This is a genomic window from Nocardia sp. NPDC057663, from assembly GCF_042799895.1.
Classification (GTDB): domain Bacteria; phylum Actinomycetota; class Actinomycetes; order Mycobacteriales; family Mycobacteriaceae; genus Nocardia.
On sequence record NZ_JBHVHX010000006.1, the window covers coordinates 230,566 to 255,602 of the forward strand.

The 25,037-nt window shown below is 69.3% G+C and carries 22 protein-coding genes; 11 read left to right on the forward strand and 11 right to left on the reverse strand.

Annotation, left to right across the window (positions count from 1 at the left end):
• Positions 1–115 precede the first annotated feature (115 nt).
• The 5 genes from ACFVAV_RS16645 to ACFVAV_RS16665 form a co-directional block, all read right to left on the reverse strand.
• Positions 116–664 carry a ferritin gene (locus tag ACFVAV_RS16645; protein ID WP_379035766.1) on the reverse strand — a complete coding sequence of 183 codons (549 nt, stop codon included), beginning with the start codon at positions 662–664 and terminating at the stop codon, positions 116–118.
• Between the two features lie 86 nt (positions 665–750).
• Complete coding sequence (locus tag ACFVAV_RS16650; protein ID WP_379035767.1) at positions 751–1,287, reverse strand: ferritin; 537 nt, start codon at positions 1,285–1,287, stop codon at positions 751–753.
• 10 nt (positions 1,288–1,297) lie between these two features.
• Positions 1,298–2,725, reverse strand: coding sequence for an LCP family protein (locus ACFVAV_RS16655; protein WP_379035768.1), 1,428 nt, complete (start codon positions 2,723–2,725; stop codon positions 1,298–1,300).
• A gap of 133 nt (positions 2,726–2,858) precedes the next feature.
• Positions 2,859–3,635, reverse strand: a complete 777-nt coding sequence (locus ACFVAV_RS16660; protein WP_379035769.1) for a type II CAAX prenyl endopeptidase Rce1 family protein — start codon at positions 3,633–3,635, stop codon at positions 2,859–2,861.
• Between the two features lie 46 nt (positions 3,636–3,681).
• Entirely contained in the window at positions 3,682–4,443 is a 762-nt protein-coding gene (locus ACFVAV_RS16665; RefSeq protein ID WP_379035770.1) for a DUF2470 domain-containing protein, read from the reverse strand.
• Positions 4,444–4,554: 111 nt separating this feature from the next.
• On the opposite strand from ACFVAV_RS16665, the gene ACFVAV_RS16670 reads away from it, so the two are divergent.
• Genes ACFVAV_RS16670 through ACFVAV_RS16680 form a run of 3 tightly spaced genes read left to right on the forward strand, consistent with a single transcriptional unit; the run spans position 4,555 to position 6,595 of the window.
• Positions 4,555–4,974: a hypothetical protein gene (locus tag ACFVAV_RS16670; protein ID WP_379035771.1), complete on the forward strand. Its 420-nt coding sequence runs from the start codon at positions 4,555–4,557 to the stop codon at positions 4,972–4,974.
• 41 nt (positions 4,975–5,015) lie between these two features.
• Entirely contained in the window at positions 5,016–5,930 is a 915-nt protein-coding gene (gene pheA, locus ACFVAV_RS16675; RefSeq protein ID WP_379035772.1) for a prephenate dehydratase, read from the forward strand.
• Positions 5,927–6,595: a histidine phosphatase family protein gene (locus ACFVAV_RS16680; RefSeq protein ID WP_379035773.1), complete on the forward strand. Its 669-nt coding sequence runs from the start codon at positions 5,927–5,929 to the stop codon at positions 6,593–6,595. Before pheA ends, ACFVAV_RS16680 begins: the two co-directional genes overlap by 4 nt.
• Here the strand turns inward: ACFVAV_RS16680 and ACFVAV_RS16685 are convergent, their stop codons facing one another.
• The 6 genes from ACFVAV_RS16685 to ACFVAV_RS16710 form a co-directional block, all read right to left on the reverse strand.
• Positions 6,596–7,432, reverse strand: coding sequence for an ESX secretion-associated protein EspG (locus tag ACFVAV_RS16685; RefSeq protein WP_379035774.1), 837 nt, complete (start codon positions 7,430–7,432; stop codon positions 6,596–6,598).
• Positions 7,429–8,556 (reverse strand): PPE family protein, encoded by a 1,128-nt coding sequence (locus ACFVAV_RS16690; protein ID WP_379035775.1) that lies wholly within the window; start codon positions 8,554–8,556, stop codon positions 7,429–7,431. Before ACFVAV_RS16690 ends, ACFVAV_RS16685 begins: the two co-directional genes overlap by 4 nt.
• A gap of 46 nt (positions 8,557–8,602) precedes the next feature.
• Positions 8,603–8,914, reverse strand: a complete 312-nt coding sequence (locus ACFVAV_RS16695) for a PE family protein (protein WP_218717458.1) — start codon at positions 8,912–8,914, stop codon at positions 8,603–8,605.
• 110 nt (positions 8,915–9,024) lie between these two features.
• The gene (locus ACFVAV_RS16700; RefSeq protein WP_379035776.1) at positions 9,025–9,363 is read right to left on the reverse strand and encodes a metallopeptidase family protein; all 339 of its coding nucleotides are present in this window, start codon (positions 9,361–9,363) and stop codon (positions 9,025–9,027) included.
• Positions 9,364–9,377: 14 nt separating this feature from the next.
• Positions 9,378–10,448 (reverse strand): septum formation family protein, encoded by a 1,071-nt coding sequence (locus ACFVAV_RS16705; RefSeq protein WP_379035777.1) that lies wholly within the window; start codon positions 10,446–10,448, stop codon positions 9,378–9,380.
• An 86-nt stretch (positions 10,449–10,534) separates the two neighbouring features.
• Entirely contained in the window at positions 10,535–12,232 is a 1,698-nt protein-coding gene (locus ACFVAV_RS16710; RefSeq protein WP_379035778.1) for an aldehyde dehydrogenase family protein, read from the reverse strand.
• A 57-nt stretch (positions 12,233–12,289) separates the two neighbouring features.
• Here ACFVAV_RS16710 and serS point away from each other — a divergent pair, with 57 nt between their 5' ends.
• The 8 genes from serS to ACFVAV_RS16750 all read left to right on the forward strand — a co-directional run bounded on the left by serS (position 12,290) and on the right by ACFVAV_RS16750 (position 25,028).
• Complete coding sequence (gene serS / locus ACFVAV_RS16715; protein ID WP_379035779.1) at positions 12,290–13,546, forward strand: serine--tRNA ligase; 1,257 nt, start codon at positions 12,290–12,292, stop codon at positions 13,544–13,546.
• A 77-nt stretch (positions 13,547–13,623) separates the two neighbouring features.
• Complete coding sequence (locus ACFVAV_RS16720) at positions 13,624–15,456, forward strand: putative bifunctional diguanylate cyclase/phosphodiesterase (protein WP_379035780.1); 1,833 nt, start codon at positions 13,624–13,626, stop codon at positions 15,454–15,456.
• Positions 15,457–15,556: 100 nt separating this feature from the next.
• The gene (locus tag ACFVAV_RS16725) at positions 15,557–16,870 is read left to right on the forward strand and encodes an MFS transporter (protein ID WP_379035781.1); all 1,314 of its coding nucleotides are present in this window, start codon (positions 15,557–15,559) and stop codon (positions 16,868–16,870) included.
• A gap of 116 nt (positions 16,871–16,986) precedes the next feature.
• Complete coding sequence (locus tag ACFVAV_RS16730; RefSeq protein WP_379035782.1) at positions 16,987–17,925, forward strand: DMT family transporter; 939 nt, start codon at positions 16,987–16,989, stop codon at positions 17,923–17,925.
• 119 nt (positions 17,926–18,044) lie between these two features.
• Positions 18,045–19,985 carry a serine/threonine-protein kinase gene (locus ACFVAV_RS16735; RefSeq protein WP_379035783.1) on the forward strand — a complete coding sequence of 647 codons (1,941 nt, stop codon included), beginning with the start codon at positions 18,045–18,047 and terminating at the stop codon, positions 19,983–19,985.
• A gap of 83 nt (positions 19,986–20,068) precedes the next feature.
• Complete coding sequence (locus ACFVAV_RS16740; RefSeq protein ID WP_379035784.1) at positions 20,069–21,232, forward strand: hypothetical protein; 1,164 nt, start codon at positions 20,069–20,071, stop codon at positions 21,230–21,232.
• 17 nt (positions 21,233–21,249) lie between these two features.
• Positions 21,250–23,106, forward strand: a complete 1,857-nt coding sequence (locus tag ACFVAV_RS16745; protein WP_379035785.1) for a serine/threonine-protein kinase — start codon at positions 21,250–21,252, stop codon at positions 23,104–23,106.
• Positions 23,103–25,028, forward strand: coding sequence for a protein kinase (locus ACFVAV_RS16750; protein ID WP_379035786.1), 1,926 nt, complete (start codon positions 23,103–23,105; stop codon positions 25,026–25,028). Before ACFVAV_RS16745 ends, ACFVAV_RS16750 begins: the two co-directional genes overlap by 4 nt.
• Positions 25,029–25,037: the final 9 nt, after the last annotated feature.

Sequence of the window (25,037 nt, forward strand, 5' to 3'; positions counted from 1 at the left end):
GGTGTTTACTGTGGGGCGCGCGCGGGCCGGGGGGGGGTCTGGTACCCCCGGCTTTTAACTCAACCCCCTCGCGTTTTGGGCGGCGCGGGGGGCGCCCCCCGAATCCGGGCGAACGTCAGAGGTGGCCGCCGGCGGCGGACGGAGCACCGGACGCGTCGGACGGGGTGGACATCTCCCGCGCGATGAAGTTCTCCAGGTCGAACAGGTTCGAACCGGCCCGGTCGGCGATGTTGAGCAGCGTGTTCATGCGCGCGACTTCCTCGACCTGCTCCTTGAGGAACCACTGCATGAACTGCTCGCCGAGGTAGTCGCCTTCCTCGCGGGCGGTGCTGGCCAGTTGGATGATCTGGTCGGTGACCGTCTTCTCCTGGGACAATGCCAGCGCGATCGGCTCACGAGCATCCTCGAAATGCGACTTGGCCGCATCGATGCCCGCGATGTCGATGTTGATATCGCGGTCGAGGAAGTATTGAACGATCATCATCGCGTGGTTACGTTCTTCCACGGACTGCGCATAGAACCGCTTGGCCAGCTGCGGCAGATCGGCATTGTCGAACCACACCGCAATGGCGATGTATTGGTGTTCGGCGTTGAACTCATGTCGGATCTGATCTTGAAGCAGGCTGTGGAACTTGCTGCGCGGGGTTTCCGAATGACTCGACATGTCGGCAACATTAGCGCTGGTCACAGGGGTTGTCATCCAAGTGCAACCTTATTGAGGGAAGTATTTCCTAACCAAGTATTCCCTAACTAAACCCGCCCTGCCCCAGCCATTTTCGGCGCTGTGTTGTCCGCCGGGACCGCGTTCGTCAGCTCGCGCCGAATGAATTCCTCCACGTCGAACAGATTCTGCTGCCGGTCCAGCACGGTGAGCAGCGTGCTCATCTCGGCGACCTCGGCCACCTGCTCTTTGAGGAACCACTGCACGAATTGTTCACCGAGATAATCCTGGGCGGTCCGCGCCGCCGCGGCGAGACCGCTGATCTGCGCGGTGGCCGCCCGCTCGTGGTCGAGCAGGAAGGCGATCGCGGCGCGCGGCGAATCGAAATCGGAGCGCACCTCGTCGAGGCCCCCGATCGTCACCGGATTATCTCGGTCGAGCAGATATTGGACCATCCGCATCGCATGCCCGCGATTCTCCGCCGACCGGGCATAGGTCTGCGCGGCCAACTCGGGTAGTCGCTGCGTGTCGAAGTACACGGCGGCGGCCAGATACTGTTGCGCGGCGGTCAGCCCATGCCGGATCTGGTCCCGCAGCAGCTCGATGAACGAACGGTCCTCGGCCATACAGACGACGTTACCGCGTCAGCAGGTCCTCGGGAATCTGTTGGTCGTTGGCCAGTGCCTCGAAGAAGCCGGGCGCCTTCGACTTGTCCCACAGCAGCACGTTGCCCACGTCGGTGTCGTCGAAGCCGCCGATCGGCACGCTGGTGGTGACGGTGTCGCCGCGCATCGCCCAGCCGAGCGCGGCCAGGTTCCAGATGTGGTCGCCGTCATCGACTTTCAGCGAATCGGCCACGCCGGTGGCCATCGGCCACAGCGCGAACGGGTTGGCCAGCGTGCCCATGCTCGTCGCCTTCTTCAACATCGCCGCCATGAAGGTCCGCTGATGGTTCATCCGGTCGACATCCGCGCGCGGGGTGGCCCTGGTCCGCACGAAACCGAGCGCCTCGGGCCCGCTCAGCTGCTGACAGCCCGCGGGCAGGTCGAGCCCGGCGAGCGGGTCGACGATCGGCTCGTCCAGACACATCTCGATTCCGCCCAGCGCGTCGACGACGCCGGCGAAACCGCCGAAGCCGATCTGCGCGTAGTGGTCGATCCGCAGCCCGGTCGCGATCTCGACGGTCTGCACCAGCAGCGGCGCACCGCCGAGGGCGAACGACGCGTTGAGCTTGTCCTTGCCGTGGCCGGGAATGCTGACATAGGAGTCGCGCGGCAGGCTGACCATCGTGGTCGGTCCGGCGGACGGGATGTGTACCAGCATGATCGTGTCGGTGCGTTCGGGACCGGTATCGCCGCCGGTCGCCAGTTCCTGCTCCTGTTCGGTCGACAGGCCACCGCGACCGTCGGAACCGACCAGCAGCCAGTTCGTGCCCGGCGTATTGCCGACCCGGTCGCTGTAGGAGGTGAGGGCGGGGATGCGGGTGAGCGAGTCGTCGAGGTGGACGACCGCGGCGATCAGCCCGGCGATCAGCGCCACCACGATCACCATCAGCCACCGGAACGGATGACGCTTACGCGGCCGCCGCGGCGGCTGGGCCCGCCTGCCCACGGTGGGCGGGGGCGTGGTGCGCCGGGGCGGGACGGCGTCGTGGTGGGGGACCGGGCGCTGCGTCGGCGCGTGCCGGACCGGCTCGCGGTGCGGCACCGGGCGCTGCGTCGGCGCGTGCCTGCGCGGCTGCTCGGGTGGCATCTGCGAGTAGGCCAGCGGCTCGCCGCCGCGGCCGTCACGGTGCAGGACCTGGGTCGGCTCGATGTGCGAGGCGGGCCGTTCGCGGCGCGGCGCGGGGTTGTAGCGGACCGTCGGGCCCTCGTCGGGCGGGGGCGTCCGCCCGGCCTGCGGGTTGCCGTGCCGAACCGTCGGATCGTTGCCGGACGGCAGCGGACGGCCCTGACGTGGACCGTCGCCGCGACCGGGCGGCGGCAGCAGAGGACCACCGGGGCGGCCTGCCTGCGGCGGCACCCGGCGCCTACGCGGGTCATCGCGGGGATCGTCGCCGTTCATCACTGGGGCACTCTACTGATCGTCGGGAGCGCGGGTCGGTTGTGCGCGCTGGGTCACTACTGGGATACCCCGCTCGGGCGCCCGCGTTAGCGCGAAACGCCGGGATGTGGCCAGACTCGCCGTGACACGCCGCTCACGGCAGCCAGCCGACGCGACCGCGCAGCACGGTGTAGCCGAGGTAGGCGACCGCGTCGATCGTCGCGTGCGCCAGGATCAGCGGCCACAGCCGATTCGTGCGCTGCCAGTATCGCCCGAAGAGCAGGCCCATCACGATGTTGCCGAGGCCGCCGCCGATCCCCTGGTACAGGTGGTAGCTGCCGCGCAGCAGCGCGGACGCGACCAGCGAGCGGTTGTCCGACCAGCCGAGCTGTCGCAGCCGGGTGATCAGATAGCCGACCACCAGTATTTCCTCTGCCACCGAGTTCGCACAGGCCGACAGGATCAGCACCGGCAACCTCCACCAGTGCTCCGACAGCGAACTGGGCACGATGGTGACGCTGAATCCCAGCGCGTGCGCGAGCAGATACAGCCCGAGCCCGGGCAGGCCGATCACCGCGGCCAGCACCAAGCCCGGCACCACATCGGCGCGTCCGATCCTGGCCAGTCCGATCAGCCGCGGCCCGATCCCGCTGCGCCACAACAGGTACAGGCCGAGCGCGGCCCAGGCCAGCAGCCGGGTGATGCTGACCAGCTGGAACAGCAGGTCGATCAGCGAGTTGTCCGACCGGGAGGCGTTCAGGGCGATCGTGCGCCCGCCGAGACCACCCGGCGACAGCGCCGAATCCAGCAGCGACAGACCGGCACTGATTCCGCTCAGCCCGAAGGTCACCAGCAGGACGACGGCGATCTCCACTCGGAGACCGAACCGTTCCCGCTCGCTCAGCTGGGTGTCCGGAGGGTCGACGCGCATGTGGCGCAGTGTAGGCAGCCCGCGGTGCGGCGGGCAGTGGCCGGGTTCAGATGCGGCGCAGGCCGTTCAGGTAGGGGCAGCCGGCCAGGATGCGCACCGCTTTGCTCAGCGATTCGACATCGTCGGCGGGCGTGGCGAAGGCCAGCCGCACGTCGTGGTCGCCCTCGGTGCTCTCGACGCGCAGGGTCAGGCCGTAGCGGTCGATGGCCAGCGGATGCACCATTCCGCCGCGCAGCCGGGCGGGCAGGTGCCGGGCCAGCTGGGCGACGATGTCGGCGTGGTCCTCGGCCATGTGCTGCAGCCAGGCGCTCTCCAGTTCGCAGAACGGGTCGGCCGAGGCGGCGCGCAGGTCGGCGTGGTCGACCGATTCCGCGCCGGAGGTGTCGGCCAGCACCGCCGAATTCACCACGACGCGCAGCAGGGTGGCCCCGTGCCCCACATCGAGCAGGCCCGGATGCGGGAACTCCTTGGCGATCTCGACGGCGAGCGCGCGCTGTGCCTGCGCAGGCACCTGCCGCACCCAGCCGCGCAACCACACCAGTGCCCGGACCGGCTCGCGCAGCGGCAGCGGCGCGTGATCGGTGAGTTCGAGCACCGCGGAGGTCTCGTTCGCCGTCGCGGCCAGCGCCGCCGCCAGTGAACTGGCGGGCACCGCGATCACCGCGTCGCCGCACCGCCGCAGGTGATGCAGTGTGGTCGGCACCGGATCGATGCCGGGCAGCGCGAGCATCGCCGTCTCCGCGTGCGCACACGCGCTGCGGACGCGCTCGGCGGTCGTCGGCGCGAGGATCGTGGTGGGGCTCGACATGACAACCTCCGCGAACTGTTGATTAGGTAAACCTAAGCTAAGTTACAGAGCCGCTTCGCGCAAGAGGACACCCCGCCGAATCGTCGAAAACTCCGCATCTACGGTGGTCTGATGACGCACGACGACCACGCGACCCCCGCCGAACCCGTCCTGGTCACCCTGTCGACGCCCGCCCGCCGCAGCCTGGTGGCGGGCCTGGTCCGGCCGCGGGGCAGCGCACCGGACACCGCGGAAGTCGTCGACATCGACATCCCCGATGCCGAACTGGCGGCCTTCCTGGTTCGCATCGCGCACGCCGACCACGGCTTCGTCGCCCGCACCGCCGACGGGCCACGTGCCCTCGCCATCGTCGCCGGTACGGTTGCCGCCCTCTGTGGCGAGGACATCCCCACCGCGCTCGCGAACCCCGATGTCGACTTCCTGACCTCGCTCAAGCCCCCGGCCATCGAAGCCACCCGTACGGTTCTGCTCGCCATCGAAACCGACGATGAGCAGGCGATCACGCGCGCTCTCCTGGCACTGGATTCCTGAGCTGGGCCGACTTCGGACAACGATCCAGCTAATCTTTCTGTGTGCCTCGTATTGCGTATTTCGGGCCGTCCGGGACGTTCACCGAGATGGCTCTGGCGAAGTTCGAGAACTCGGGGGCCTTCGACGGCCCGGTCGAGCGGGTAGCCGCGCCGAGTCAGGGCGCGGCACTGGATCTGATCCGGTCGGGCGATGTCGACGGCGCGGTGGTGCCGATCGAGAGTTCCGTCGAAGGGTCGATTCCGGCGACGCTGGATTCGCTGGCCATCGGGCCGCGGCTGCAGATCGTCGCCGAGACCGAGCTCGAGGTGAGCTTCACGATCGTGGCACGGCAGGGCGTCACGCTCGACCAGGTGCGCACGCTGGCGGCCTACCCGGTGGCGGCGGCACAGGTCAGGCAATGGGTGGCGCGGAACATGCCGGCGGCGCAGCCGTTCACGTCGGCCTCCAACGCGGCGGCCGCCGAGGACGTGGCCGCGGGAACCGCCGACGCCGCCGTGTCGACGGCACTGGCCGGGGAGCGCCTCGGACTGGCCACCCTGGCCGCCGGGGTTGCCGACCATGATCAGGCGATCACCCGGTTCGTGCTGGTGACGCGGCCGGGCGTCGCGCCGCACGCGACCGGCGCCGATCGCACCTCGATCGTGCTCGAACTGCCGAACGAGCCCGGCTCGCTGATGCACGCGTTCGCCGAATTCGCCACCCGCGGAGTCGATCTGACCAGAATCGAGTCGCGGCCGACCCGGACCTCGATGGGTACCTACCGCTTCTACCTGGACTGCGTCGGGCACATCGACGACCCGGCGGTCGCGGAGACGTTGAAGGCATTGCATCGCACCGCGCGGGTCCGGTTCCTCGGATCGTGGCCCGCGTACTCGGCGGTCGGTACGCCGCCCCCGTCGGACGAACCTGCCGCAGAATGGTTGACGCAATTGCGAAAGGGGGTCGCTGACCTATGACTACACGCGCGAAGCTGGTGCTGGTGCGGCACGGCGAGACCGAGGGGAACGTCGCGAAGATCCTCGATACCCAGGTGCCCGGTCTCCCGCTGACCGAACGCGGTGTGGCACAGGCGAAGGCGTTCGGTGCGGGCCTGGCGCGCGCGCCGCAGGTGCTGGTGTCGTCGGAGGCGCTGCGCGCCCGGCAGACGGCGAGCTACATCGAGGCGGCCACCGGCTCGGCCACCCACGTCCTCGACGGCCTGTACGAGGTGCAGGTAGGCGAGCTACACGGGCGTTCCGACCAGGAGGCCCACGAATTCTTCCAGCAGATCTACCGCGGCTGGCATCTCGGTGAACTCGATACCAGGGCGCCCGGCGGCGAATCGGGTCACGAGGTGCTCGACCGGATCGTGCCGATCCTCGAAGGACTGCGCACGGAGTTCCTGAGCGCCGACGCCGACGGTGACGTGGTGGTCGTCAACCACGGCGCCGCCATGCGCCTGGTCGCGAAGACACTGGCCGGGGTGGCGCCGCCGTTCACGACGAACAACCACCTCGACAACACCGAGACGATCGAACTGCTGCCCACCGCGGACGGCGGCTGGGAGTGCCTGCGCTGGGGCAGGTTCACGCCGCCGTTCACGGTCAAGGCCGAGCCGACGGCCGACGACCCGATGGGGTAGTTACCCCAGGTTGTCGGCCTTCGCGGTCGGGAATTCGGTGCGGATCGGCAGTGATTCGATGAGATCGGCGACCGCGGTCCGCAGGCGCGCGTTCGTGCCCGAGGCGATGGACGACCACTTCACGCCGTCGTCGGCGACGCTGGCGGTGATGATGAATCTGCCCGCGCGCGTGTTGAACACGGCGATGTGGTTGTCCTGGATGTCGCGGGTGCCGTCACCGTAGGCGACGCCGACGATCTCGGCGTAGGAGTGGATCTCCACCAGGGCAGAGGCGAGCGCGGGCGCGTCGCCGGCCGGTTTGCCGATCTTGCTCAGCCGCTCCGTGGTGGCCGCGACGTCACCGGTGTCACCGAAGATCGGCGCGAGTTCCTCGGTGGGAGCGTTCATCCCGTACAGCTCGAGCGCTTCGGACTGCCCGAGCGCCTGCAGTACCGAGCCGGGCAGGTCGAGGCCCGCGTCGTCGATGACGTAGGACTCCGGCCCGCGCAGGGCGACGACCGCGCGGTCGTCGCCCTGCGCCAGACAGAACCGGTTCACGTGACCCTGGACCACCCACCGCAGCGCGATGATCCACTGCGGCCGGTAGAGCACCCGCAGGCGCTCGGCCAGCTCGGGCTGCACCACCTCACCGAACAGCAGTTCGCGTTCGGTGAGGGCGGCCTCGGCAGCCTTCATGGCGGCGTCGTGCGCCGCGATGTGGTCGTAGCGGCCCATGGCGTCGAGCACCACGGGCATCTCGTCGAACTGCAGCTTCTCCAGGAGGAACTGCATGTCGTCGAGCGAGAGCACGACGGCCTCGAGCAGTGAACCCCCGCTGCCCCCGCCGAGAACCGTCACTTGGCCGTTCCGGCGATGTCGGCGCCGATCACACCTTCGGCGGTGTAGCGGCCGTCGGTGAAGGGCTCGCTCGAGCGGCCGTAGTCGATGGCGTCGTGCTCGTCGTCGTCCTCGCCGTCGGCCCGGTTGCCGAGCAGCGGGTTGGCGCCTGCGCCGGTGCTGCGCACGGGTGCGCTGTCGACGCGGGAGACGACCGACTCGCTGACCGGAGCGGCCGCGGGCGCGCTGGCGGCCGGAGCGCCCCAGCCCTCGGGCATCTTGAGCTGACCAGGTGCGAGCGAGACACCGCCGAGACCGGCCGCCGAGGTCGCCACGCCCGCCGCGGCACCGGCGGCGCCGACGCCCGCCATGGCGGGAACGGCGGCGGTGGCCGCGGGCATGGTCGCCGTGGTGGCGGCCGAGATGGCGGAGGCGCCGATGTTGCCGACCGTGCCGACACCGCTGCTGACGACGCCACCGGCGACATTGGCCGCCTGGGTGGCCGCGCTGACGACGCCCGGGTTGGTGACGAAGGCCTGCGCCGCAGCGACCGCGGTGGCCACCGGGTCACCGCCGAAGTCGCCCTGCGCCGCGGTGCCCGCACCGCTGGCGATCGTCGGCGGCATCGAGAACTCGCCGGGCGTGGTGACGGTGGCCGTGGTGGCGGCCTCGTAGGTCTCCATCACCAGCGCGGCGCGGATGTCCATGGCGTTGCGGGCGACCTCGGCGGCCTCGAACGCGCCGGAGACGACGCCGGGCGGGTTGGCCGACGCGGCGACCGCGGTGTTGGTCGCGGCGATCTCGGGCAGGCTCGGCATCGCGAGCGACGCCACGGTGTAGGCGGTGGCGTTGGCCGTGGCCTTGGCGCTCATCGCCGCGGCCATGATGCCCTGCTGGCCCGCCCAGAAGCCGAACGGCGCGAGCTTGGCGAGCACTGCGAGGCCGTTGACGCCCTGCAGGCCGACACCGATCTCGGCGATCACGCGCGTCACGGTGAAGGTGGCATCGCCCCAGGCGGCGGCCAGCGTGCCCCACGACGTGGCCGCGGCCGAGATCGGAATCGCGTGTGCGCCCGCGTTGAGCGTGGTCGAGTTGACTTCTGCCATCCGCGGCAGCCAGAAGACCCCGGTGATCCCTGCGGTCATGCTTGTTTCTCCCCTGAATGAATGATCGTCGACGGATCGGGTACGACTAGATCTGGATCGCGGTGATCGCCGCGCCCTGGGCGATGTCCTCGCCGATGTTGGTGACCAGCTGCGAGCGCAGGGTCGCGGCCGCGTGGTGCAGCTCGAGAATGCCCTGGGCGACCGAGCTGTCGTGCGTGGCGGCAGCCCGGTTGAAGTGCGACGCCGCGAGCAGCGACACCTCTTCGGCTCCCGAGGGGAGCACGTGCGTGGTTGGCCCGGCCAGGCCCGCGGCCACGGCGAGCCGCTCGGCGAGCAGATCCAGCTCGGCGGCTGCGGCGAGGACGATTTCAGGTGTGACGAGAACGTGTCCGACCATGACCCGACTCCTTCTGGTGGCGACTAACGGGAACCACGAGAATTCCCCCTACGAGTGATAGGACGCGAGAGCGGGTCGTTCGGTTCCATCGATTCCCCACCCAATTTTCGCTAGCCCCATCCCAGCTCATGCAACCGGTCGTCGTCAATCCCGAAATAGTGTGCTATTTCATGGATCACGGTGATCGCTACTTCCTCGACCACCTCGTCGTCGGTGTTGCAGATGTCGAGAATAGCCTCTCGATAGATGGTCACGGTATCCGGAAGCGAACCGGCGTAGTAGCTGTCGCGGTCGGTCAGCGCGATCCCGTGGTAGAGCCCGAGCAGCGAGGGTTCCTCGTCGTTTCTGGCCTCGACCAGCACGACGACATTGTCGATGGCCTCGGTCAGCTCGGGCGGGATCAGGTCGAGTGCGTCGCCGACCAGCTCCTCGAACCGCTCCGGCGACATCCGGGCGGGCCCGGTCACCGCGGCTTCGGCTGCGGCGGCAGCGGCGCGGCGCCCGGCAGTGGCGCCGGCGTGGAGCGGCCGGTGTTCGGCGGCGGCACCGGGGCTTGACCGTCGATCAGGATCTCGCCGCGCGCCGAACCGACGATCGGCGCGAATCCCTCACGGTCGGCGCCCTTTCCGAGCCAGCAATCCAGTTTGTGACTGCCGGCAAGCCAACTGGTCGGTTCCAGATAGTCGAAGAACAGCGTCAGCGTCTTGTTCCGAATGGCGTCCGGGCTGCCGAGATAGTCGCTGGAGAGGCGGTTGCATTCGGCCTCGACGAACTTGTCCTGGTCGGCTTCCGATGGCGGCCCGCCGGTGAAGTTGGTCGCCAGGTCGACGGTGCCGACGATCTCGACCGCGTGCGGCTGTGCGCAGTCGACCGGATCGGTCGGCAGGTTCTGGTTGATGCCGAGGCAGGTGCCGGTCGCGTGCACCTTCGACTGGTCCTGACTCGCGATGCTGCCCGTCGCGGCCGGGCTCGTCGAGCTGGCCGCCACCTGCAGGCCGCAGCGCAGCGTCCGGTCGCCGTGCTGCCAGCCCGCCGGGCTCGGCGACATCACGTTGACCATGTACCGGCCGCGCGGATCGAAGCGGCCGCCCAGGTACCGCTGCACCGCGGGCACGCAGTGCTCGTCCCTGAGCTCGGTCATCCGCAGCGAGTCGGGGTGCCTGGTACCGCCGCTGAACTCGCGACCGGGATAGGCGCTGAGGTCGACGACCCCGGCCACCTCGAACAGGTGCTTGTCCGCGCAGTTCACCTTCACCAGGTCGCTGCGGTCGGTCTTGGTCCAGCTCAGGCAGTCGCCCTCGTTCGTGCTGCTGAACTCCTTGTCCCTGACCACGGGCGCGGACCCGGGCTGATGCGCCTCCAGGCCCGTGTCGCTCTCGAAGCCGGTGACGACCATGGTGACCATCGCCGCGATCACCGCGCCGAGCGCGCCGATCAGCAGCCCCCACCGCAGTTTGTTCGCGGACAGGTGCAGCGAATCGGCGGCGCCGCGCGGCGCCGGTCCCTTGGCTGGTTCACTCTGCTTCTCAGACATCGCGGTCCATCATGGCAGCGCGGTCGCGGCTGTGCCACGACCTTCGGCCCGGAACGTCCGAACGCACGTCCCGGGCCCGGTCGAGGTCAGCCGCGCAGAGCCGAGGCGAAGATGCCGGGCAGCCGGGTCGGCTTCCCGTCGCCGTAGAACTCGGTCAGCTTGCGGCCGGTGGCCGCGGCGGTCTTGTTGGTGACGAACCACGGCGGCTTCGGGGTGGTGGTGAATTCGCCGCGCAGGACCGAGCGCGGTGCGGGCCGGAACGGGCCGCGCACCACGGTGCGTTCCACGTCGTCGAGCAGGAAGGCGTTGTGCACGACGCCGATGCCGCTCTGGATGTCGTCGAGCGTATGGCCGGGGTAGGCGCCCCAGCTCGCGCGCGGGGTCAGGAAGGCCAGACCGGTCCAGGTGTTGAGCGCGACGGTGCCGTAGCGCAGGTCCTCGATCGCGGTGTCGAGCGCGCCACCGAGTTCCTTGATGGTCGCCGGGTGCGCGATGATGTTGGCCCCGAGCGTGCCCATCAGCTCGTCGTTGGCGAAATCGACCGCGTTGCGGAGGAACTCGTTGCCGGTGCCCGCGAGTTCGACCACACCGAGGACGGGGGAGAAGTACTCGGTGCGCAGCAGCGGGGTATCGCCGGCAGGCAGGTTCTCGACCAGCACCCGGCCGTTGGCCCGCTCGGAACCGGGGTAGTCCGCCAGCGCGCCCTCGACCCGGCCGTCGCTGCCGGGGTAGTACGCGGGACGGGACGGCGCGTTGTCGATCGCGGCTCGCAGCTCGGTGAGGAACTGCTCCTTGAGCGGCCAGTCCGCGCTGAGCACCACGGTCTGGGCCGCGACACAGTTGTAGCCGCCGTTGTGCAGCCGCTGGGTCGCCACGTGTTCGGCCTGGAACTTCAGGTCCGCCGCCGACCAGTCGCCCGGGACCACGATGCACGGCGCGACGCCGCCCAGTTCGCTGGTGATCGGCTTGTCCAGCGCGGGCTCGCCGCTCTGCTTGCGCTGCGCGCCCTGCTCGCCGGGACCCCACACGATCGCGTCGTGGGTGGGCGCGCCGCCGGTCATGTGCACGTGCGCGACCTGCGGGTGGGTGACCAGGTAGCCACCCTCGGGCGCGCCACCGGTGAGGATGCGGACCGCGCCGATCGCGATGAACGGGGCGAAGATCGCCTGGAACACCGGCAGCAGCGGATCGGTGATCGGGTTCAGCTTGAGCGCGACGACCCGGTTGTTGGCGTAGAGCTCGTAGAGGGTGTCCAGCGGCGCGATCGACATGATGTTGCCCGCGCCGAGCACGGCACCGACACCGCCGGTCGCGGCCGGGTCGAGCTGGGCCAGGCCCGCCTTGCGCCGCGCGGTCGCGGCATCGATGCCGGGCCGCAGCCAGACATCGGCGCTGAACCCGTTGAGCAGCAGCTTGTCGTAGCCGCTGTGCGGCAGCGCGGGCACGGACACCCGGCCACCGGGCGCCGAACCGAAGTCGACACCGTCGAGCGGGCTCGCGCCACGTTCGAGCGCGCCCATCGATTCGGCCAGCGCCTGGGCGCCGCCGAGCATCGTCATCGGCCCCGACATCCACTCCTCACCGACCAGTGGGCTGTCGGCGGGCAGCTGTTTGATGGTGCAGGCGGCGGCGACCCAGGCCTCGGCGTTGCGGGCGGTGAGCGCGTGGAGTTCCTCGAGCAGTTCGCGGCGGCGACGCAGATCCGTCGTGGCCCAGGTCTTCTCCCCTTGGGTGAGATCGGCGAGTGCGTTGTCGATGACGGCGGTGTCGAAAGTAGTACTCACACCGGCAACTATGCCCCTGTTCCGGCCTCAGGGCATCAGCTACTAGGCTGTTTTCCTATGATCGACCTCCGATTCCTGCGCGAGAACCCGGAAGCCGTCCGAGCCTCGCAGCGGGCCCGCGGTGAGGACCCCGCTCTCGTCGACGCGCTGCTCGAAGCCGACGCCGCGCGCCGGGCCGCCGTCGCCACCGCCGACACGTTGCGTGCCGAGCACAAGGCGATGGGCAAGGTGATCGGCAAGGCGAGCAAGGAGGAGCGCCCGGCGCTGCTGGCCGCCGCCACCGATATGTCGGCCAAGGTCAAGGAAGCCGAGGTCGCCCAGAACGCGGCCGACGCCGACCTCGATGCCGCGCACCGTGCCATCTCCAACGTGGTGCAGGAGGGCGCGCCCGTGGGCGGCGAGGACGATTACATCGTGCTCGAAACGGTCGGCACCCCGCCGGAGTTCGACTTCGAGCCGAAGGATCACCTCGAGCTCGGCGAGTCGCTCGGCCTGATCGATATGGAGCGCGGCGCCAAGGTGTCGGGCTCGCGGTTCTACTTCCTCACCGGTGCCGGCGCGCTGCTACAGCTGGGCCTGTTGCAGCTGGCCGCGCAGAAGGCCGTCGCCAACGGCTTCACCATGATGATCCCGCCGGTGCTGGTGCGCCCGGAGATCATGGCGGGCACCGGCTTCCTCGGTCAGCATTCGGCCGAGGTCTACCACCTGGCCGACGACGATCTGTACCTCGTCGGCACCTCGGAGGTGCCGCTGGCCGGCTACCACGCCGAGGAGATCCTCGACCTGAGCCAGGGCCCGAAGCGGTACGCGGGCTGGTCGTCGTGTTTCCGGCGCGAAGCGGGTAGCTACGGCAAGGACACCCGCGGCATCATCCGCGTGCACCAGTTCGACAAGGTGGAGATGTTCGTCTACACCACCCCCGAGCAGGCCGATGCCGAGCATCAGCGGCTGCTGGCGTGGGAGCGCGAGATGCTGGCCGCGATCGATGTGCCCTACCGGGTGATCGATGTGGCCACCGGCGATCTGGGCAGCTCGGCGGTCCGCAAATTCGACTGCGAGGCCTGGGTCCCGACCCAGCAGACCTACCGCGAGCTCACCTCGACCTCGAACTGCACCACCTTCCAGGCGCGCAGGCTCGCGATCCGCTACCGGGACGAGAACGGAAAGGCACAGGTCGCGGCCACGCTGAACGGCACGCTGGCGACCACGCGCTGGATCGTGGCGATCCTGGAGAACCATCAGCAGGCCGACGGTTCGGTGCGCGTGCCCGCCGCGCTGGTGCCGTTCGTCGGCACCGACGTACTCAAACCGTAGAGCTCTTCACTGTTTGCCGGAACCACATTTGTTGATGTGGCAAACGCCCTGACCGAACAACATCTAGGCTGGTGCTCGTGCGAGGAATCGGGGCGCGCGGCGATACCCGAACCCGGGTGCGGGCGGCATCGGCGTTGGCGACGGCGAAGGTCATGGCCAGGACAACGGGGGCGTTCTACGTCCTCGGCGGTGTCCTCGGCCTGACGATCACTGCCGTCGCACCGGGTGACGACGGTAATCGGCTGCTGGTCGGTACGGCGGCGGCGGTCGCGCTGGTGCTCGGTCTGACATTGCTGGCGTGGGGACCGCGGATGCCGCATGCCCTGCACCACCTCTACCTGGCGACCGCCACCGTCCTGGTGACGATCGCGGTGCACTCCTTCCCGAACCTGGTCGGCGGCATCACGCTCGCCTCCTTCTACGTCTTCGTCGCCTGCGACGCCGCGCTGTTCTTCGCCTGGCCGCAGGCCGCCGCGCACATCGGTTTCGCCATGGCGCTGTGCCTGTGGGTACTGCCGGACCGCGGCCTGCCCTGGTGGTCGGGCATGATCCCGGCCGGCGTCACCTTCGGCGCGGGCGTGGTCGTCGGCATCCTGACCAGGATGGCCTCCGACGCCGACATAGACGTGCTCACCGGTCTGCTGAACCGGCGCGGTTTCGAGAAGCAGCTCAACCCCGCGATCGATGCGGCAGGCCGCGGCGGTCAGGGCCTGGCCCTGGTCCTGGTCGACCTGGACCGCTTCCAGAAGATCAACGACCACCTCGGCCACCGGGCCGGTGACGCGGTGCTGCAGCGGGTCGCCGACACCTGGCTCGACCTGCTCGCCCCCGATCAGGTGCTGGCCCGCTTCGGCGGCGACGTCTTCGCGCTGCTGCTCCCGGGCACCACCGAGCAGGCCGCGATCCTGCTCACCGAGAAACTGCGTGCCGCGGTGACCATGGGCTGTTCGGCCGGTGTCACCTCCTGGCAGCCGGGCGAGTCCGGCTCGCTGCTGGTCAGCCGCGCCGATGTCGGCCTGTACCGGGCCAAGCAGGCGGGCCGCAACCGCACGGTGCTCGAGTCGTCGCGGCAGCTGCCGCTGGCGGTGGAGCTGCGCGAGGCGATCGACCGCGGCGCCCTCGACGTGCACTACCAGCCGATCGTCAGCCTGACCGAGGACGGCGGCCAAGCGGTCGGTGTCGAGGCGCTGCTGCGCTGGTCGTCGAACGCCCAGCCCGAGGTCACCACCGAGGGCCTGATCCGGGTCGCCGAGGAATACGACCTCATCTCCGACCTGGACGAGCTGGTGTTGCGCCGCGCCTGCGCCGACGCCGCCCGGCTGCAGGAGAGCTTCGCCTCGCTGGATCTGACCCTCAACGTCAACGTCTCCGGCCTGGAACTGGCCGAACCCGATTACGCCGAGCGGGTCGCGACCATCCTGAACGACACCGGCTGGCCCGCCGACCAGCTCGTCCTCGAGGTCACCGAGAGCGAACTGGCCGCCGAATCCCAGACCGCGATCACCAACCTGCACACCCTGCGCGACCGTGGCGTGCGCATCGCCATCGACGATTTCGGCACCGGCTACTCCTCGCTGAGCCGCCTGGCCACCATCCCCAGCGACATCCTCAAGGTCGACCAGTCCTTCGTCGCCGCGATCCGCTCCGATTCGCCCGCGCCGCCGCTGCTCGGTGTCATCGCCGCGCTCAGCAAGTCGCTGGACCTGCAGGTCATCGCCGAGGGCGTGGAAACCGAATACCAGGCGGCGGTGCTCACCGAGCTCGGCTTCGCGCTGGCCCAGGGCTACCACTACAGCGATTCGCATCCGGTCTCGGAACTGATCAACGATCTCAACGACGGTAAACCCGGGATCGGCACCACCGACGACGACGATTCGCTGTCCGCGAGCGGCTGGGTCCCCCTCGGATAATCGCTTGACGCACCGCGCGTGCGCAACGAACCATGGACCCATGCGCATGCTCATCTACGGCTGTTGATCTTCCGAACTCCGGCGTCTCGGTGCGGCGGTGGTGGCACGGTTGACCCGTGAACCGGTCGGCGTCCGCGGTGTCGCCGTTCGCGCGGTCCTGTTCAAGGGCACGCGCGACCTCCTGCCGATCTATGCCCTCTACGGCGTGCTGTTCGCCGATCACGGCCTGAGCACTGCGCAGATTTCCCTGCTGCTCGCCCTCTGGTCGGTGACCGCGTTCGTGCTGGAGGTTCCGTCGGGCGCGTGGGCCGATACCGTTTCCCGCCGTGCGCTGCTGGTCCTGAGCTCTCTCCTGCAGGCGACCTGCTTCGCCCTCTGGATGCTGGCGCCGTCGTTCCTCGGTTTCGCGCTGGGATTCGTGGTGTGGGGCGTCGCCTCGTCCCTGGAATCGGGCACCTTCGAGGCGCTGATCTACGACGACCTCGTCGCCCGCGGCCAACCGTCGGCCTACGCCTCGATCATGGGCTGGGCGCGCGGTGCGCAGGAAACCACGGTGCTGGTGGCGATTCTGGCGGCCGCACCGCTGTTCGCGCTCGGCGGTTATCCGCTGGTCGGCTGGGTCAGCGTCGTCATCGCCTTGCTGCACACCCTGACCGCCGTGGCACTCCCCAGCGCACCGGTCGCCATCTCCGCGGGCGCGGTCGACGACCTCGACGACGAGCCGCCGGGCCCAGCCGGACCACACGTCGTCCCGGGGTCGGCGCTGTCCGGTGCCGAACCCGGCGGACTGTCCCGGTACGTGGCCATGCTGCGCACCGGCACCGCCGAAGCGTTCCGCGTCCGCCGGGTTCGCCGTGGTGTGCTGCTCGGCGCCCTGCTCTACGGCGTCACCGCTTTCGACGAGTACTTCGGCCTGCTCGCGGTGTCCGGCGGTTCGTCGACCAGTGCCTCCGCGTTGCTGGTCGGTGTGACCGTGGTCGGCTCGCTCGCCGGTTCCCTGCTGGCGGGCCGCACCGAAGCCGTTCCGGCGCGGTGGCTGGCGGCGGCCCTGTTCGTCGCGGGCATCCTGTTCATCGGCGGAGCGCTGGCGGTGGGCGCGGCACTCACGGCAGGTTCGTGGCTGCTGTGGGCCGGTTTCGCCGGGATCGGCATCGCCTACGGCATCGACTTCAATATCGAGGTGGTGGCGGGTGCCCGGCTCCAGGACGCCATCGCGGGCCCGGCCCGCGCGACCGTCCTCTCGTTCTCCGGCCTGCTCTCGGAGATCGTCGCCCTGCTGGTTTTCGGGTTCGTCGCCGCGGCCACCCAGTGGCTGACGATGTCGGCCACGATCGCCCTGCTCGGCACGGTCCTGCTCGTGGCCGCGCTGCTCACCCCGAGCTGGTTGCCGCCACGGGTCGCCGCCGACGACTAGTCACCACCGCAGCACCGGCAGAGGACGAGCGAGATGCCACACCATCCGGACAGCCGCTGGAGTCGCCGGCCGGTCTACTGTCGAAAGCCACGACGGCGGGCTGACGGAAGGGTGCGGTGGTCGGGCGCAACGGTCTCGGGTTGGTCTTCGGATTCTGCATCGGCGCCGGTGTCGCGGTGCAGGGGCGGATCAACGGCGCGCTCGGCGCCGAACTGGGTGACGGTGTCGCGGCCGCCACGATCAGCTTCGGCACCGGCCTGATCGTGCTGCTGATCGCCGTCGCGGCCAGTCCGGCCTTCCGCGCTGGTCTCGCGAGCGTGCGCACCGCCGTGGCGGACGGCACCGTGCGGCCGTGGCAGCTGCTCGGCGGCCTGTGCGGCGCGTTCTTCGTGGCGAGTCAGGGACTCACGATCGCCGCCATCGGCGTCACCGCGTTCACCGTCGCGGTCGTCGCCGGCCAGCTGCTCAGCAGTCTCGTCGTCGACCGGCTCGGCATCGCCCCGCACGGCCGGACATCGATCACCCCGTGGCGGGTGGTCGCCGCCGTCCTCGGCATCGCGGGCGTCTTCCTTTCGGCGGCAGGCAATTCCGCCCCCGGCAACGCGGCAACCGGTGTGTCCGATGTCCTGCTCATCGTGCTGCCCGCGCTGGCGGGCATCGGCCTGGCCTGGCAGCAGGCGGTGAACGGCCGGGTCGGCGCGGTCGGCGGTCCCTTCCCGGCCACCCTGATCAACTTCGCCGTCGGCCTGGTCGCGCTCTGCCTGTTCGACGTGTACACCCTGGCCACCGCCGGCCTGCCGACGCAATTCCCGACGGCGCCTTGGCTCTACCTCGGCGGCCTCATCGGCGTCGCGTTCATCGCACTCGCCGCGGTCACCGTCGGCATGATCGGCGTCCTGCTGCTCGGCCTCACCTCGGTGGCGGGCCAGCTCGTCGCTGCCATGCTGCTCGACGCCGCCACCGGAAGACTCTCCCTTACCGCCGTCGCGAGCTGCGCCATCGTGCTCGCCGCCGTCGTTCTGGCGAGCCGAGCGGTACCGGCGGCCGATCGCTGACTCGCTGAATGCGATGCCTGGCACCGTCGGTGTCACCGGGTCGTCCCCGGTGATCCGGTGGGCGGCGGTGGCGGGTTCACTCGGGTGTTAGGTTGCTCGCGAACGAACGAGCGCGCCGGATGACCGTGGCGAACTCGCCCGCGACGGCGGGATCGAAGTGGGGGAGTACCGAAGTGATCGAGCCGCTGGCGCCGGGTGAATCGCCGATGATCGGCCGCTACCGGATTCACGGCGTGCTAGGCGCGGGCGGGATGGGCCGCGTCGTGCTGGCCACCGGTCCCGACGGACGGTTCGTCGCGATCAAGCAGATCCACACGCACCTGCTCGATGACCGCGAATTCCGGGCGCGTTTCGAGCGCGAGGTCGCCATTTCCGCCCGGGTCTCCGGCGCCTTCACCGCCGCGGTCGTCGACTTCGACACCAGCGGCGAAACACCATGGCTGGCCTCGGTATTCATCGCAGGCGTCCCGTTGGACCGTGCCGTCCGCGAACACGGTCCCCTACCAGTCCCCGCCTTGCGCACCCTCGCCTCCGGCCTGGCCTCCGCCCTGCACTCGATCCACAGCACCGGCCTGGTGCACCGTGATCTCAAGCCCGCCAACGTGATCCTCGCCGCCGACGGACCACGCGTGATCGATTTCGGCATCGCCCAGGCAGCGGGCATCGGCGCCCAGCTCACCGAGGTCGGCGCCGTCGTCGGCTCACCCGCGTACATGTCGCCGGAACAGGCCATGAGCGAACCGGTGACCTCGGCCAGCGATGTGTTCTCCCTCGGTTCGCTGCTGTGCATGTCGGCCACCGGCCAGAGCCCCTTCGCGGCGACGTCTGCGCCCTACACCCTATTCAATATCGTCCACAGCGAGCCGCAGCTAGACCAGGTGCCCGCACCGCTGCGCGAACTGATCGCCGGTTGCCTGCGCAAGGATCCGAAGGCCAGACCGACACCCGCCCAGATCCTCGACTACCTCGGCGTCCTCCCGGTCCAGGCGCAGCCGTGGCCCGCGCAGATCCATGTCGAAATCGGCGAGCAGACCGGGAATCTGGTGGCGCTCACCTCGGATCCCGAAGCGACTCAGATCCTTCCGTCGCACATTCCGATACCGCGGCAGTTCACCGAGGTCCCGATGGCGACCCCGAAACGGCGCACCGCCCTGCGGCTGGGCCTTGCCGCGGTCGTCGCGGTGGTGATCGCCGCCGGGCTCACCGCTGTCGTCCTGAGCGGCAGCGAATCGGCAGCCCCGGCCGCCGCACCCACGGCAACCCTCCCAACTCTCGATCGCCTGCGTGGCGTCGACGCGTGCGCCTGGCTGCCAGCGGCCCTCGGCGAATCCCTGCCCGCCGGGGTGGCCGCCAAAGCATCACCGGATGTCTCCGAGTGGCGCTGGCAGTCGACCTCGAGCTGGGGTTGTGACGGCAGCTCGGGTGGTGCGCGCATCGCACTGGAAATCGGTGCCGCACTGGACGGTTTCGAATCCAGCGGACAGGTCGTCAACGGCTACGCACTGGCGCGCCGAGGCGACGATTGCGCCTTCGCGATCGAGGGCGGAGCACAGGGCCAGCGCTGGGGAATCACGGTGGACACCTTCTCGCGTAGTACGTGTTCGCTCGCAGACCATGTCGTAGACCGCCTCACCGCCTCGCTCGGCGAGCTGCACAGCGATCCCGCCGCACAGAAGTCACTGTCATCGGTTGATCCCTGTGCGTTGGTAGACAATTCGGCGTTCGCCGCGCTCGGCGCCCCCGTCGCGAAGTCCGCGCATGTCTGCGAGTGGCCCGGCGCCACCAACGTACAGGTCACGCTTTCGCAGCCACACCAGAAGCAGACATCGATGGAGGAGGAAGTGATCGATATCGGCGACGGTGTGGTGGTGATCAAAAGCTCCACCTTGATGGTGTCGGCGACAGAATGCCAACGGATATACCGATACCGCAAGATCGGTCAGACCTTCTCCGAAATCGTCGAGGTGCTGGTCAGCGATGAGAAGCAGAATACGTCGGCACTGTGCAAGGTCGCCGATCCGCTGGTGAAGCAAGCTGTCGGCAGGTTGCCCGCGCAGTAGCGGCCCGAATGTCCAGGTGATAGTTTCACGGCAGAGTTCGGGAGGGGCCCGGCGTTCAGTTCGCCGGTCGGAGGGGAATGTTCGTGCGTTACCGGTCGCGTTGTCTCGCGGCATTGCTGTCGCTCACCCTGTTGACCGCGGCATGTGGTGACGAACCCACCATGCTCGATCATGGTGACTACGCCCTGGAGCCGGTAGCAGGCGATTTCGACGACGCACCGAGCCGCGTGCGTGGGTCCCTGGTGGAATCGGTGCGCATCGGTGAACGGCTGCTGTTCGCCGACCGGATCGACCCGGAGCTGATCGAGGGTGACGGCGGCGGCGTGGTCGTTGGGGTGCGCGGTGTGGACGACCTGCTCTCGGGTGTTCAGCAAACCGCGCTGAAACCGTTCGATGTGCTGGCCGGCTTCGGCGCGATCGGCAGCAACGGCCAGTCCGACAACGAGCAGAAGCACAAATTGCTTTCGATCACGATCCTGTCGCTGCCCGATGCGGAGCAGGCTGGTGCCGCCGCGCAAGCGATGGCCGCCGCGGATTTCGGCGCCAACACCGAGAACGCGCCGATCGCGCTGCCTGACTACCCTGCGGCGCTGAGCCATTGGCGACCTGGCGTCCCGACGGCCGGTAGCTGGCTGGTGTGGAAGAACCTGGTGATCCGGGTCTACGCGAAGGTCATCGATCCCCGGCCCGAGGTGCTGGCCGACCTGCTCACGCGCAGCTACCGCGCCCAGTTGGCCGAACTGGACACCTTCGTCCCGACACCCGCCGCCGACCTGGCGGCATTGAAACTCGACAGCGGTCACCTGCTCTCCCGGGTGGTGAAGACGGGCGAATACTGGCCGGACCGATGGGACTTCATGGTCTATGGGCCGCGAGCCTACGCACTGCTGCTCGACAATCCGTCGGCTCGATTGCGTGAATTCGAGGCGAGCTCGGTGGGCGCCGTCGCGGTGTCGTACAACAAGTTCCTCCATCGCGCGAGCGACGACCGCGCCGCGCAGGCCCAGGCGGAGACCGAGGAGAAGTTGCTACTGGCCGCCGATTACACGGTGACCGCGGGCCTTCCGGAGCTTTCCGGTGTGTCGTGCTATCGCGCGGCCCGACCGAACCCGATGGCGATCGCCGCCCGGCGGTTCGTGTGCCTGGTGCAGCGAAACGAGTTCGTCGCCCGGATCTACAGCAATCAGGAAACCGATGTCCGGCAACTGGCGGTCGCGCAGTACGCGTTGCTGAGCGGTCCCCGGTGAGCACGGGAGGCGGGGCGATGAAACCGTTGGGTCCGCAGGATCCCGATCGGCTGGGCCGCATCCGACTGCTGGCCGTGATCGGTCGCGGTGGCATGGGGCAGGTGCTGCTGGGGCAGGGCCCTGACGGCCGGTTGGTCGCCGTCAAGCAGATCCATCGGCAGTTCACCGGAAACCCGGAGTTCCGGGCTAGATTCCGCCGCGAGGTACTTGCCTCCCAGCAGGTGACCGGTGCCTACACCGCCGGCGTCGTCGATCATGACGCGGAGGCCGAAACACCGTGGCTGGCCTCGGAATACATCGCAGGGCCCGCTCTGCAGGACGTGGTCGGCGAGTTCGGCCGCCTGACCGTGAGCGGGTTGAAGCTGCTCGCGACCGGGTTGGCGATGGCGCTGCTCGAGATCCACCGCACTGGCATGGTGCACCGCGACCTCAAGCCGAGCAACGTCCTGCTCACCAACGACGGTCCACGGGTGATCGACTTCGGCATTGCCAGGGCGCTCGAGGACGACGTCACCCTCACCGCGACCGGCGCCGTGATCGGCTCGCCTGCGTACATGTCGCCCGAGCAGGCCGAGTGCCGTCCGCTTACACCGGCTTCCGACGTGTTCGCGGTCGGCGCGATCCTGGCGATGGCGGCCACCGGCGTCAGTCCCTTCGATGCCGCGTCCACGCCGCAGGTGCTCTACAACGTGCTCTACACGTCCCCGGACACCACCGGCATTCCGCAGCCGATCCGCGCGTTGGTCGATGCGTGCTTGGCAAAGGACCCGGCTGCCCGCCCGACGCCCGAGCAACTGCTCGACGCGGCGAGTGGGATCGATGCCGAACCTGTCTGGCCGGTCCGTATCCGCAGGCGGATCGGCGAATGCCATACCGAGGCAGCCCGCTGGGCCGCGGGCACTGCCACCGCCGAGCCGGCGCAGGAGGAACCACGGAAGCGGGTGTGGTCGCGCCTGGTCCCCGCCGCCGCGGCGGTATCGGCGCTGGTGCTCGGCGCCATCGCGTTCTGGGGTGTCGGCGTGGACGGCAACGCGGTGGCGATGGACGATCCGCCGCTGGCGCTGACCGACGACGAATCCCGCCGACTCGACGTCTGCGGACTGATGAAACCTCCGGTGCTCGGCGAACTCGGCACGGCGGTGGGCGAACTCGTGCAGAACGGGGTGAGTGGCTGCAGCATCTTCTATCGTGACCAGGCCGGTCGCAAGGTGTATTTCAGCATCGAGACGGGTGTCCCGGTCGCCGAGATCAAGGCCGATAAGCCGCCGATGGGCAACACGGTCAACTGGATGCCGGTGCTCGGCAGGAACCGGGAAGCCCGCATCTGCGACCGCTCGGTGGTGACGCAGAGCGGCCTGCCGATGGCGCTGACGATCACCGCCCAGGCGCCGGAGGGCGACGCTTGCCCGGCGGCGGAACGCGCGCTCGGCGCGGTCGTGCGACGACTGTCCGTCAATCCGCCACTGAAGGACTATCCCGCGAACTCGGTTCTGCTGCTCGACGCCTGTGCCCTGATCGACATGTCGGTCACCAAGCCTGTGGTCGGTGATCCGGTCCGCAGCCGTACTGCGCACGGCTGCGCGGCGACGGGACGCGACGGCTACTTCTCGCTCGATATCGCCGATCGCCTCCGGCCGGACAACGTGACCGGTGGCAAGGTCCGGCCGACCAGGACGATCGCGGATCGCACGGTCTACGTCCAGAACCGGGGTACGAACTACTGCGAGCTCATCGTGCTGACCCGGCCGAGCCGAGACGACAAGGCCGAACAGGTCCACGCCACGTACTACTCGTATCTGCCCGATCCACCCGCACCCTGCGATACCGCTGCCACACTGCTCACCCCTGTTCTCGCGAAGTTGCCGACATCATGACGATCCATCCACGCGGCCCCGGCGACCCCGACACCATCGGCCGCTACCGGGTACTCGGCACCCTCGAATCCGCCGTCGGCTTCCACTCGGTGCTAGCCGCCGGACCCGACGACGCGCTGGTCGTCGTGCAGCAGGCAGAACCGGAGCTGCTCGACGAACCGGAGTTCCGACTCAGGATGCGGCACAGCGCGGTTGCCGCGATGCGTGTCTCCGGCGCCACCAACACCACGGTGATCGATGTCGACGCTGATGCCGAGAAGCCGTGGCTCGCCACGGTATTCGTCCCCGGTGTGCGACTTGACAGCGCTGTCGCCGAACACGGCCCGCTGCCGGTTCCCGCCGTCTGCGCACTCGCCGCGGCGCTGGCCGCCGCCCTGCACACTGTGCACGCGGCCGGCCTCGTTCATCAACGGATCCGCGCCGATTCGGTGCTGTTGGCCAGGGACAGTGGACGTCTCGGCGAAATCGGCATCACGCCGGTGGCCGGACCACCGTCGACCGGCAGCGTGACCACCCTCGGCACCCCGGACTTCCTGTCCCCGGAACAGGCCCTCGGTCTGGCGATCACTCCGGCCGCCGATGTCTTCGCCCTCGGCTCGGTCCTGGCCTTCGCGGCTTCCGGCGTCGCCCCGTTCGCCGCGCCGTCGGTGCCGTACACGCTGTTCAATATCGCGCAGCGGGAGCCCGACCTGAGCCGGGTACCCGAACCGCTGTTCGAGATGATCGCGGCGTGCCTGCGCAAGGATCCGGCGGCCCGGCCGACGCCCGCGCAGATCCTGGACTATCTCGGCGGCGCGCCGGCGGAGCCCGCGCCATGGCCGGCACCGGTCCTCGATGACATCGGCCGCCAGCAGGACCAGGTGGCGGCCCTGCTCGCCGCACTGCCGCCGGTCGTCGCGCCGGAAGCGCCACCGTCGCGGCCGTTGCCCGAAATCCTCGCCGGCATCCGCGGGACCGTACTGGAAACCTTCAGGCGCGCAACGAAAGCCGGTCGTCGAGGTTGGGCCGACGCTGGACCCGGCGTGCGGCGCGGCGTGGCGGGCGGGCTGGCGGCCCTGCTGCTCGTCGTCGGCGCCATCACCTATTTCGTCACCAGACCGGCGAGCGAACCGGCGCCGGTAACCGGTTTGACCCTCGCCCAGCTACGCCAGATCGATGCCTGCCCCTGGCTCGCCATGGCCCTCGGAAACGCGGTCCCGGTCTCGCCGAGCCCGCTGGCCGCCGACGACTGGAAGCTGCAGCCGTCCCTGGCCTGGGGTTGCCGGGCCAGCGCGGGCGACTACTCCTTCAGCCTGTTGCTCGGCGAGGAAGACGAGTACCTGACGCCGAATCAGACTGTCGTCGACGGTGTCCCGATCATCGACGGCAGCTCGGCGGCCTGCACGCGGGCCATCGCCAGCCCTGGCGCCGAGCGTGACGCGGGTATCGTCATCACTCTCTTCCGGCCCTCCGGGGTGAAGGACTGCCCCGGCATCGACTACATCGCGGCCAATATCGCCCGTTCGCTGACGGACGCGCCGCGCGCCGAGGGCAGGGAGTCGTCGCTGGCCCTGCTCGACCCGTGCGCACTGCTCGACCGCGACGCCGTCACCGCGCAGATCGGCGTGCTGCCCGCCGAACCGACGATCGCCGCCGCGCATACCTGCCAGTGGGATGCCCGCCTGCGACTGAGCGTGAAGCTGCTCCCCACCAGCATGCTCACCAAGGGCGACAACCTGGTGACCATCTCCGTCGACGGGCTGCACGTGTATGTCGACAAGGGCAACTCGAAAGCCATCTGCACCCGCGCCTACCTCCGGTCGGACTCCAGCGAGGAGACGGTGGAGGTCTCGGTGCACGGTATCGAGGGATTCCGCGACGACTACTGCGCCATCGCCACCGCGACCCTGCGTCAGGTGGTGCTGAAGCTGCCGAACCGCTGAGATCCCCGC

Bases quoted from the DNA above. Each gene is read 5' to 3' on its own strand.
- ACFVAV_RS16645 (WP_379035766.1), bottom strand. From the start codon at position 664: ATGTCGAGTCATTCGGAAACCCCGCGCAGCAAGTTCCACAGCCTGCTT.
- ACFVAV_RS16650 (WP_379035767.1), bottom strand. From the start codon at position 1,287: ATGGCCGAGGACCGTTCGTTCATCGAGCTGCTGCGGGACCAGATCCGG.
- ACFVAV_RS16655 (WP_379035768.1), bottom strand. From the start codon at position 2,725: ATGAACGGCGACGATCCCCGCGATGACCCGCGTAGGCGCCGGGTGCCG.
- ACFVAV_RS16660 (WP_379035769.1), bottom strand. From the start codon at position 3,635: ATGCGCGTCGACCCTCCGGACACCCAGCTGAGCGAGCGGGAACGGTTC.
- ACFVAV_RS16665 (WP_379035770.1), bottom strand. From the start codon at position 4,443: ATGTCGAGCCCCACCACGATCCTCGCGCCGACGACCGCCGAGCGCGTC.
- ACFVAV_RS16670 (WP_379035771.1), top strand. From the start codon at position 4,555: ATGACGCACGACGACCACGCGACCCCCGCCGAACCCGTCCTGGTCACC.
- ACFVAV_RS16680 (WP_379035773.1), top strand. From the start codon at position 5,927: ATGACTACACGCGCGAAGCTGGTGCTGGTGCGGCACGGCGAGACCGAG.
- ACFVAV_RS16690 (WP_379035775.1), bottom strand. From the start codon at position 8,556: ATGACCGCAGGGATCACCGGGGTCTTCTGGCTGCCGCGGATGGCAGAA.
- ACFVAV_RS16695 (WP_218717458.1), bottom strand. From the start codon at position 8,914: ATGGTCGGACACGTTCTCGTCACACCTGAAATCGTCCTCGCCGCAGCC.
- ACFVAV_RS16700 (WP_379035776.1), bottom strand. From the start codon at position 9,363: ATGTCGCCGGAGCGGTTCGAGGAGCTGGTCGGCGACGCACTCGACCTG.
- ACFVAV_RS16705 (WP_379035777.1), bottom strand. From the start codon at position 10,448: ATGTCTGAGAAGCAGAGTGAACCAGCCAAGGGACCGGCGCCGCGCGGC.
- serS (WP_379035779.1), top strand. From the start codon at position 12,290: ATGATCGACCTCCGATTCCTGCGCGAGAACCCGGAAGCCGTCCGAGCC.
- ACFVAV_RS16735 (WP_379035783.1), top strand. From the start codon at position 18,045: ATGACCGTGGCGAACTCGCCCGCGACGGCGGGATCGAAGTGGGGGAGT.
- ACFVAV_RS16745 (WP_379035785.1), top strand. From the start codon at position 21,250: ATGAAACCGTTGGGTCCGCAGGATCCCGATCGGCTGGGCCGCATCCGA.
- ACFVAV_RS16750 (WP_379035786.1), top strand. From the start codon at position 23,103: ATGACGATCCATCCACGCGGCCCCGGCGACCCCGACACCATCGGCCGC.